Consider the following 9154-nt stretch of genomic DNA (forward strand, 5'->3'; position numbering starts at 1 on the left):
ATTATAGATTAAATGGATGAATTTAAAAATGGGAAATAATATTTTAAATCAATATCAATGTTATTAAAAACTAGCTTTAAAGCTAATGTGTACGATTGAATTGGACAGTTTTATTGTTTGGTTATTAGTGCTTCCATTGGCATAAACGATGTTGAATAATCCGTTTTTTGACAAAAGACCAAAACCAAAACCAAGGCCGAGAAGATTTTCGTTATTGTCAGCGGTGTTGTCTTGCAAATAACCATAATCAATAATGGAATGAATGTATAAAGTTGGCGCAAGAACATAGCGATATTCAGTCAGTAAAGAGTTGAAAGTATTGGCTTGCAGGCTGTTTTCGTTAAAACCACGAATGGAGTTGATGCCGCCAAAACGGGACAGTTCGTTGACAATGTAATTTTTGCTTTGCAGGTAAAAATTTTGGGATTTTATATTGATGATATTTTTTTGGTTCAGGTACAGATTGTGCTTGAGGTTAAGGCTTCCGAAAAGTTGGTTGTCTGAAATTAGTTTTGAATTTCTTTTCCCTGTGCCTAGCTTTAGGTTAAAATTAGTTTTTTCCGGAAATAGGAAATCGTCATTTTTGAAATCAACAAATTCTAGCGCGGTGGTGATATAAGAATTGTCGAAATCACTCAAATTGGTGGTGTTGGCATTTTGAATATCGCTTGATTCGGTAGATTGATAACCCAAATACAATCGGGTGTTGTAATTAAAAAAATAACCAAGCTCTATGTTGGTTCGGGTATTTTGAAAAGTACTGTCTTGTTTGAAAATGTTGAGTTCGGTTTTAAGGCCAATCGGACTTTTGAAAATATAAGGCAATTCTAAGCCGAAATTGAAAGTTTTTTGGTCCTGGCCATCGCTTTTCCAATACAGAGAAAATTTTTCACCGGAGTTTAAAATATTCTGCAACACTAAATCTACATAACCGCTCAAAATCAATTTGCTCTCTTCATCATTGGTAAAGCCGATGTAGCCGTCAAAGGAGTTGGGTTTTGCTTTTTCCAAATACACATATACTTTAGTAGAATCTTTGGTGAATAAAATTTCAGGATACTTACTTTGTTTGACAAACCGGAACTTTTCAAAGTCGTTGTAAAGTTTGTCCAAGTTCTTTTGATTAAACACTTTGTTTCGATAAAGTCTAAGGATGTTTTTTTTGTGGCTCTCCGGAAATTTTTCATAGCCGTTAATAACAATGCTGTTGAGTTGTCTTTTGGTTTCTTTGATGACGGATAATTCGGCTGTGATAAAGTTGGCTTTGTTTTGCAGATTTATGAGTTGCACTTTAGCCATTGAAAATCCATTGCTTTCTAATTTTTTTAAAGTGTTGTTCAGAAAGCTTTCGGTTTCCTCGTATGGAATGGTGAGTGTGTCGTTTTTTAGTTTGTAATAATCGGGAATATTTTCTTGATTATTTACACCTATATAAAGGTGTGCATAATTTATTTTTTTGCCAATGTCATACTTATAGCTAAAAGTAGAGTCGTTTAGTTTAATAGTTTCTGAGAATTGGCTTTCGGTATATCCTTTTTTAGTCAGTTTTTCGTAGAAGGAATTGTTTTCGGTTACAATCGATTTTACGTTTTCGTGTTTTTTGGTGTAGCCGATGCTGTCAATTGTTTTGTTTTCGGTATCGTTTTGCCCGATAATTTTCAGATAGAAATTTTGTGCCGAAATATTCCCGCTGACGATGATTAGAAAAAAAAAGAGAAAAATCTTTTTCAAAGACTATAAAGTTTGAATAAAAATAACGCAAATTTTTTGTTTTTATTGTTGATAATCCAATCTAAAAACAATTTGTTTGAAATAGCTATTCACAAGGCTGGGGTTTTTAAAAGCACTTGCTTTATAATGGGTATTCTTTATCTCATTAAAAGACAAATATTTAATTGATGAAAAAATTAATTAATTACGATTTGTTTCATTGAAAATAATTACTACATTTGCAACCCCTAAAAAAGCGGGATTTTAATAAATAAAGAAATTTTAGTATTTAATTATGCCAACAATTCAACAATTAGTAAGAACAGGAAGAACTCAAATCACTAAGAAGAGTAAATCGGTTGCTTTAGATTCTTGTCCTCAAAGAAGAGGTGTTTGTACGCGTGTTTACACTACTACTCCAAAAAAACCAAACTCAGCAATGCGTAAAGTAGCGCGTGTACGTTTGACTAATGGAAATGAAGTGAATGCTTACATCCCGGGAGAAGGACATAATCTACAAGAGCACTCGATAGTATTAGTGCGAGGCGGAAGGGTAAAAGATTTACCAGGAGTTAGATACCACATTGTGCGTGGTGCGCTTGATACATCAGGTGTAGCAGGAAGAACACAAAGAAGATCTAAGTACGGTGCTAAACGCCCAAAAGAAGCAAAAAAGTAATTTAAAAACTTTTAAAGTAAAGACATGAGAAAAAGAGCGGCAAAGAAAAGACCACTTTTACCGGATCCTAAATTTAACGATCAGTTAGTTACACGTTTCGTGAACAACTTGATGTGGGATGGTAAGAAATCAACAGCTTTCAAAGTATTCTATGATGCAATGGATATCGTAGAAGCAAAAAAGAACAATGATGAGAAAGCATCATTAGAAGTTTGGAAAGATGCTTTAACAAACGTTATGCCTCACGTAGAAGTACGTAGTCGTAGAGTTGGTGGAGCTACATTCCAAATTCCAATGCAAATCAGACCGGACAGAAAAATCTCTATGGCTATGAAGTGGATGATACTTTATGCTAGAAGAAGAAACGAAAAGTCAATGGCTGGTAAATTAGCTTCTGAAATCTTAGCTGCGGCTAAAGAAGAAGGTGCTGCTGTTAAGAAGAGAATGGATACTCACAAAATGGCAGAAGCAAATAAAGCATTCTCTCACTTTAGATTTTAATATTTAAGAAATGGCTAGAGATTTAAAATTTACAAGAAACATCGGAATTGCTGCTCACATTGATGCTGGTAAAACAACAACAACAGAGCGTATATTATTCTATACCGGAAAATCACACAAAATTGGTGAAGTGCACGATGGTGCTGCAACAATGGACTGGATGGCACAAGAGCAAGAAAGAGGTATTACCATTACTTCTGCTGCTACCACTTGTGAGTGGAGTTTTCCAACAGAACAAGGTAAACCATTACCAACTTCTCAAGATTACCACTTTAACATTATTGATACTCCAGGACACGTTGACTTTACTGTAGAGGTAAACCGTTCATTGCGTGTATTGGATGGATTGGTTTTCTTGTTTAGTGCTGTTGACGGTGTTGAGCCTCAATCAGAAACTAACTGGAGATTGGCCGATCAATATAGAGTTCCACGTATGGGATTCGTAAATAAAATGGACCGTCAAGGTTCAAACTTCTTGAGCGTTTGTCAACAAGTTAGAGACATGTTAAAATCTAACGCAGTTGCGATTACTTTGCCAATCGGTGAAGAAAACGACTTTAAAGGAGTGGTTGATTTAGTAAAAAATCAAGCTATCGTATGGCATGATGAAACTCAAGGGGCAACTTTTGATATTGTTGATATTCCTGCTGATATGGTTACTGAAGTTAAAGAATACAGAGATATCCTTATCGAGGCAGTGGCTGATTATGATGAGAACTTGCTTGATAAATACATGGAAGATCCGGATTCTATTACTGAAGACGAAATCAACATCGCTTTAAGAGCGGCTACTATCGATATGGCTATCATTCCTATGATTGCCGGATCATCATTCAAAAACAAAGGTGTTCAATTCATGTTGGATGCTGTATGTAAATATTTACCATCTCCTTTAGATAAAGAAGGTATTGAAGGAATTCATCCTGATGATGCTGAATTATTGGAAGAAGATCAAACTAAAATCTTACGTCGTCCTGATGTAAAAGAGCCGTTCGCAGCTTTGGCATTTAAAATTGCTACTGACCCTTATGTTGGTCGTTTGGCTTTCTTCCGTGCTTATTCAGGTCGTTTAGATGCTGGTTCTTACATCTTGAACACTCGTTCAGGAAATAAAGAAAGAATTTCTCGTATCTACCAAATGCACGCTAACAAGCAAAACCCAATCGATTATATCGAAGCGGGTGATATTGGAGCAGCAGTTGGATTTAAAGATATCAAGACTGGAGATACAATGTGTGACGAAAAGCACCCAATCATTCTTGAGTCAATGAAATTCCCTGCGCCGGTAATTGGTATCGCTATCGAACCAAAAACGAAAGCAGACGTTGATAAAATGGGTATGGCTTTGGCTAAATTGGCTGAAGAAGATCCAACATTTACAGTAAGAACTGATGAGGCTTCAGGTCAAACGATTATTTCGGGAATGGGTGAGTTACACTTAGACATCCTTGTAGATCGTATGAAACGTGAATTCAAAGTTGAAGTGAACCAAGGGGAACCTCAAGTTGAATACAAAGAAGCTTTCACAAAATCTGCACAACACAGAGAAACATACAAAAAACAATCAGGTGGTCGTGGTAAATTCGGTGATATCGTATTTTTACTTGAGCCGGCAGATGAAGTTGATGGTAAAGTTCCTGTAGGATTGCAGTTTGTTAATGCTGTAAAAGGTGGTAACGTTCCTAAAGAATACATTCCTTCTGTAGAGAAAGGTTTCAGAGAGGCTATGAAAACTGGTCCATTAGCTGGATACCAAGTAGATAGTTTGAAAGTAACTTTATTAGATGGATCTTTCCACCCGGTAGATTCTGATGCGCTTTCTTTCGAATTGGCTGCTAAAATGGGGTACAAAGAAGTAGCGAAAGCTGCCGGAGCTGTAATCCTTGAGCCAATCATGAAAATGGAAGTTATTACTCCGGAAGAAAACATGGGAGATATCGTAGGTGATATCAACCGTCGTAGAGGTCAAGTGAATGATATGGGTGACAGAAATGGCGCTAAAACAATCAAAGCTAACGTGCCTTTATCTGAAATGTTTGGTTATGTAACAACCTTAAGAACATTGTCTTCAGGTAGAGCAACTTCTACAATGGAATTCTCTCACTACGAGCAAACTCCTTCAAATATTTCTGAAGAAGTAATCAAAAAAGCAAAAGGTAACGCTTAATTCTTATCAAGATGAGTCAAAAAATTAGAATAAAATTAAAGTCTTACGATCATATGTTGGTTGATAAATCAGCTGAGAAAATCGTAAAAACTGTGAAAAGCACAGGTGCTGTCGTAACAGGTCCTATTCCGTTACCTACACACAAAAAGATATTTACTGTATTGCGTTCTCCGCACGTTAACAAAAAAGCGAGAGAGCAGTTTGAAGTAAGTTCGTATAAAAGATTATTAGATATTTACTCTTCATCTTCAAAAACGATTGATGCTCTAATGAAATTAGAGTTGCCAAGTGGTGTTGAAGTGGAAATCAAAGTATAAGTAATACTCTTTGCCAATTTAAGTTTTAAGTATTAGGATTTTGAAAATTATTCTAATACTTAATTCTTTATGAATGAATAACAAAAATTTTATTAATTAATAATTAGTTTATTATGTCTGGGTTAATTGGAAGAAAAATCGGCATGACTAGCATTTTCGATGAAAACGGGAAAAACATTCCTTGTACAGTAATCGAGGCTGGACCTTGTGTCGTTACCCAAGTCAGAACCAATGAGGTTGACGGGTATACAGCTCTTCAACTTGGTTTCGATGACAAAACAGAAAAACACGCTACTAAAGCTGACTTAGGTCACTTTAAAAAAGCGGGAACTTCTGCTAAGAAAAAAGTCGTTGAATTCCAAGGGTTTGAAGAAAATTACAAATTAGGTGATAACATCACCGTGGAAGTATTCAGCGAAGGAGAATTTGTTGATGTACAAGGTGTATCAAAAGGAAAAGGTTTCCAAGGGGTTGTAAAACGTCACGGTTTTGGTGGTGTTGGACAAGCTACTCACGGACAACACAACCGTTTGAGAGCGCCAGGTTCTGTAGGAGCATCTTCTTATCCATCACGTGTATTCAAAGGAATGCGTATGGCGGGAAGAATGGGAGGTGATAATGTAAAAGTACAAAATCTTAGAGTTTTAAAAGTAGTAGCTGAAAAGAACCTGCTTGTTGTTAAAGGAGCTATTCCTGGATGCAAAAACTCTTACGTAATCATTCAGAAGTAATGGAAGTAAAAGTTATAGATATCAACGGAAAAGATACTGGAAGAAAAGTTCAACTTTCTGATTCAGTATTCGGCATTGAGCCAAATAATCACGCAGTATATCTTGATGTTAAGCAATACTTAGCAAATCAAAGACAAGGTACGCACAAAGCAAAAGAAAGAGCTGAAGTAGCGGGAAGTACTCGTAAGATTAAAAAACAAAAAGGAACAGGTACTGCTCGTGCAGGATCTAAAAAGAGTCCATTGTTCAAAGGTGGAGGAACAGTATTCGGTCCAAGACCAAGAAGCTACTCTTTCAAATTGAACAAAACTGTAAAAAGATTGGCTAGAAAATCTGCCTTCTCTTTGAAAGTTAAAGAATCAAATTTATTAGTTGTGGAAGACTTTAATTTTGAAACACCAAACACTAAAAATTTCATCAACGTTTTGAAAGCTTTAGGGTTAGAAAACAAAAAATCTTTGTTTGTGTTGGGTGATTCAAATAAAAATGTATATTTGTCGTCACGCAATTTAAAGGCATCTAGCGTAGTAACTAACTCAGAATTAAGTACTTACGAGATTTTAAATGCAAATAATTTAGTTCTTTTAGAAGGATCTTTAGAAGGAATTGAAGAAAATTTAAGCAAATAATAGACCATGAGTATTATAATTAAACCTATCATAACTGAAAAAATCACCAAAGAAGGTGAGGTTTTCAACCGTTTTGGTTTTGTTGTTGATAAAAAAGCAAACAAAGTTCAAATTAAGAAAGCTGTAGAAGCTGCTTACGGAATTTCTGTTGTTTCTGTTAACACGATGAACTATAGAGCAGATAGAACTACTAAATATACAAAAAGTGGTTTGATTAGCGGAAAAACGAACAGCTACAAGAAAGCTGTCGTACAAGTAAAAGAAGGAGAAACAATAGATTTTTATAATAATATCTAATAGAAAATGTCAGTTAGAAAATTAAAACCTATTACCCCTGGTCAGCGTTTTAGAGTTGTGAATGGTTTTGACGCCATCACGACTGATAAGCCGGAGCGTTCATTGATCGCACCGATAAAAAACTCAGGTGGTAGAAATAGTCAAGGAAAAATGACCATGCGTTATACAGGCGGTGGTCACAAACAAAGGTATCGTATCATTGATTTCAAAAGAACTAAAGTGGGAATTCCTGCTACAGTGAAATCAATCGAGTATGATCCAAACAGAACTGCTTTTATCGCATTATTGTGGTATGTTGATGGAGAGAAAACGTATATCGTTGCTCAAAATGGTCTACAAGTAGGACAAACTGTTGTATCTGGTGAAGGTGCAGCTCCTGAAATCGGAAATACTTTGCCTTTGAGCAAAATTCCTTTGGGAACTGTAATTTCTTGTATTGAATTACGTCCGGGTCAAGGAGCTACTATTGCTAGAAGCGCAGGAACTTTTGCTCAATTAATGGCAAGAGATGGTAAATATGCAACAATTAAAATGCCGTCAGGAGAAACAAGATTAATCTTGTTGACTTGTTCAGCTACCATTGGAGCAGTATCTAATTCTGACCACCAATTAATCGTATCTGGTAAAGCAGGTAGATCAAGATGGTTAGGTAGAAGACCAAGAACAAGACCGGTAGCTATGAACCCTGTCGATCACCCAATGGGTGGTGGTGAAGGACGTTCTTCTGGAGGTCACCCACGTTCTAGAAAAGGTCTTCCTGCTAAAGGTTATAGAACTCGTTCTAAAGTTAACCCGAGTAACAAGTATATTGTAGAACGCAGAAAGAAATAATAAGACATGGCACGTTCATTAAAAAAAGGACCTTTTGTACACTATAAATTAGATAAGAAAGTTCAGGAAAATATTGCTGGTGGAAATAAAGGTGTAGTTAAGACTTGGTCTAGAGCATCTATGATTACTCCGGATTTCGTGGGGCAAACTATCGCAGTTCACAATGGTCGCCAATTCGTTCCGGTTTATGTAACTGAGAACATGGTAGGACACAAATTAGGAGAGTTTTCACCAACAAGATCTTTTAGAGGTCACGCTGGAGCAAAAAATAAAGGTAAAAAATAAGAAGCAATGGGAGTTCGTAAAAGAGAAACAGCAGATGCGAGAAAAGAGGCTAATAAGTCTATTGCTTTCGCGAAATTGAATAACTGCCCTACTTCACCTAGAAAAATGCGCTTAGTAGCAGACTTGGTAAGAGGTCAGAAAGTGGAAAGAGCTTTAAACATTTTAAGATTTAGCTCAAAAGAAGCTTCAAGAAAATTGGAGAAATTAGTATTATCAGCGATCAACAATTGGGAGCAGAAAAATGCTGACGGAAACGTTTCAGAAGCAGGCTTATTTATAAAAGAAATCCGTGTTGACGGTGGAATGATGTTGAAAAGACTTCGTCCGGCCCCACAAGGAAGAGCACACAGAATTAGAAAACGTTCAAACCACGTGACAATCGTGTTAGGAGCTAATGATAACACACAAGCAAATTAATTAAGATGGGACAAAAGACAAATCCAATAGGAAACAGACTTGGTATCATCAGAGGATGGGATTCAAACTGGTATGGTGGAAATGATTACGGTGATAAAATCGCTGAAGATTATAAAATCAGAAAGTACATTCATGCTCGTTTATCAAAAGCTAGTGTGTCAAAAGTAATCATCGAGAGAACTTTGAAACTTGTAACCGTTACTATCACTACTGCTAGACCTGGTATTATTATCGGAAAAGGTGGTCAAGAGGTAGACAAGTTGAAAGAAGAACTTAAGAAAGTTACTGACAAAGAGGTTCAAATCAACATCTTTGAAATTAAAAGACCTGAGTTAGATGCGTATTTAGTTGGAACTAGTATTGCACGTCAAATCGAAAGCCGTATTTCATACAGAAGAGCTATTAAAATGGCTATCGCAGCAGCAATGCGTATGAATGCAGAAGGTATTAAAGTTTTGATTTCTGGTCGTTTGAACGGTGCTGAAATGGCACGTTCTGAGCAATTCAAAGAAGGTAGAATTCCTCTATCAACTTTCAGAGCCGATATTGATTATGCTTTGGCTGAAGCACATACTACTTATGGTAGAATG

12 protein-coding genes are annotated in these 9154 nt (G+C 36.2%); 11 read left to right on the forward strand and 1 reads right to left on the reverse strand.

Annotated elements, in window-relative coordinates; genetic code table 11:
- Nucleotides 1-63: 63 nt before the first annotated feature.
- The gene (locus B3C16_RS09205; protein ID WP_291131091.1) at nt 64-1731 is read right to left on the reverse strand and encodes a hypothetical protein; all 1668 of its coding nucleotides are present in this window, start codon (nt 1729-1731) and stop codon (nt 64-66) included.
- Nucleotides 1732-2005: 274 nt separating this feature from the next.
- Between B3C16_RS09205 and rpsL the strand changes: the two genes are divergently transcribed.
- The 11 genes from rpsL to rpsC all read left to right on the forward strand — a co-directional run.
- On the forward strand, nt 2006-2389 hold the full coding sequence (gene rpsL, locus B3C16_RS09210) for a 30S ribosomal protein S12 (protein WP_007136570.1): 384 nt from the start codon (nt 2006-2008) through the stop codon (nt 2387-2389).
- Nucleotides 2390-2413: 24 nt separating this feature from the next.
- Complete coding sequence (rpsG, locus tag B3C16_RS09215) at nt 2414-2890, forward strand: 30S ribosomal protein S7 (protein ID WP_121312848.1); 477 nt, start codon at nt 2414-2416, stop codon at nt 2888-2890.
- A 10-nt stretch (nt 2891-2900) separates the two neighbouring features.
- Nucleotides 2901-5057, forward strand: a complete 2157-nt coding sequence (gene fusA, locus B3C16_RS09220; protein WP_121312849.1) for an elongation factor G — start codon at nt 2901-2903, stop codon at nt 5055-5057.
- An 11-nt stretch (nt 5058-5068) separates the two neighbouring features.
- Nucleotides 5069-5374, forward strand: coding sequence for a 30S ribosomal protein S10 (gene rpsJ, locus B3C16_RS09225; protein ID WP_026710316.1), 306 nt, complete (start codon nt 5069-5071; stop codon nt 5372-5374).
- Nucleotides 5375-5487: 113 nt separating this feature from the next.
- The gene (rplC, locus tag B3C16_RS09230; RefSeq protein WP_121312850.1) at nt 5488-6105 is read left to right on the forward strand and encodes a 50S ribosomal protein L3; all 618 of its coding nucleotides are present in this window, start codon (nt 5488-5490) and stop codon (nt 6103-6105) included.
- Nucleotides 6105-6734 (forward strand): 50S ribosomal protein L4, encoded by a 630-nt coding sequence (gene rplD / locus B3C16_RS09235; protein ID WP_121312851.1) that lies wholly within the window; start codon nt 6105-6107, stop codon nt 6732-6734. The genes rplC and rplD overlap by 1 nt, the downstream gene beginning before the upstream one ends.
- A gap of 6 nt (nt 6735-6740) precedes the next feature.
- Nucleotides 6741-7031, forward strand: coding sequence for a 50S ribosomal protein L23 (gene rplW / locus B3C16_RS09240; RefSeq protein WP_121312852.1), 291 nt, complete (start codon nt 6741-6743; stop codon nt 7029-7031).
- Nucleotides 7032-7037: 6 nt separating this feature from the next.
- Nucleotides 7038-7862 carry a 50S ribosomal protein L2 gene (gene rplB / locus B3C16_RS09245; RefSeq protein ID WP_121312853.1) on the forward strand — a complete coding sequence of 275 codons (825 nt, stop codon included), beginning with the start codon at nt 7038-7040 and terminating at the stop codon, nt 7860-7862.
- A 6-nt stretch (nt 7863-7868) separates the two neighbouring features.
- Nucleotides 7869-8147, forward strand: a complete 279-nt coding sequence (gene rpsS / locus B3C16_RS09250) for a 30S ribosomal protein S19 (RefSeq protein ID WP_007136562.1) — start codon at nt 7869-7871, stop codon at nt 8145-8147.
- A 6-nt stretch (nt 8148-8153) separates the two neighbouring features.
- On the forward strand, nt 8154-8564 hold the full coding sequence (rplV, locus tag B3C16_RS09255; protein ID WP_121312854.1) for a 50S ribosomal protein L22: 411 nt from the start codon (nt 8154-8156) through the stop codon (nt 8562-8564).
- Between the two features lie 5 nt (nt 8565-8569).
- Nucleotides 8570-9154 (forward strand): 30S ribosomal protein S3 (gene rpsC / locus B3C16_RS09260; protein ID WP_291131099.1); only part of this gene is annotated, 585 nt, incomplete at its 3' end.

This window comes from Flavobacterium sp. UBA7682, from assembly GCF_002482945.1.
GTDB lineage: Bacteria > Bacteroidota > Bacteroidia > Flavobacteriales > Flavobacteriaceae > Flavobacterium.

What these genes read in the sequence shown, in the direction of transcription:
- rpsJ (WP_026710316.1), top strand. Translation starts at nt 5,069, where the DNA reads ATGAGTCAAAAAATTAGAATAAAATTAAAGTCTTACGATCATATGTTG.
- fusA (WP_121312849.1), top strand. Translation starts at nt 2,901, where the DNA reads ATGGCTAGAGATTTAAAATTTACAAGAAACATCGGAATTGCTGCTCAC.
- rplW (WP_121312852.1), top strand. Translation starts at nt 6,741, where the DNA reads ATGAGTATTATAATTAAACCTATCATAACTGAAAAAATCACCAAAGAA.
- rplC (WP_121312850.1), top strand. Translation starts at nt 5,488, where the DNA reads ATGTCTGGGTTAATTGGAAGAAAAATCGGCATGACTAGCATTTTCGAT.
- rplB (WP_121312853.1), top strand. Translation starts at nt 7,038, where the DNA reads ATGTCAGTTAGAAAATTAAAACCTATTACCCCTGGTCAGCGTTTTAGA.
- rpsG (WP_121312848.1), top strand. Translation starts at nt 2,414, where the DNA reads ATGAGAAAAAGAGCGGCAAAGAAAAGACCACTTTTACCGGATCCTAAA.
- rpsS (WP_007136562.1), top strand. Translation starts at nt 7,869, where the DNA reads ATGGCACGTTCATTAAAAAAAGGACCTTTTGTACACTATAAATTAGAT.
- rplV (WP_121312854.1), top strand. Translation starts at nt 8,154, where the DNA reads ATGGGAGTTCGTAAAAGAGAAACAGCAGATGCGAGAAAAGAGGCTAAT.
- rpsL (WP_007136570.1), top strand. Translation starts at nt 2,006, where the DNA reads ATGCCAACAATTCAACAATTAGTAAGAACAGGAAGAACTCAAATCACT.
- rplD (WP_121312851.1), top strand. Translation starts at nt 6,105, where the DNA reads ATGGAAGTAAAAGTTATAGATATCAACGGAAAAGATACTGGAAGAAAA.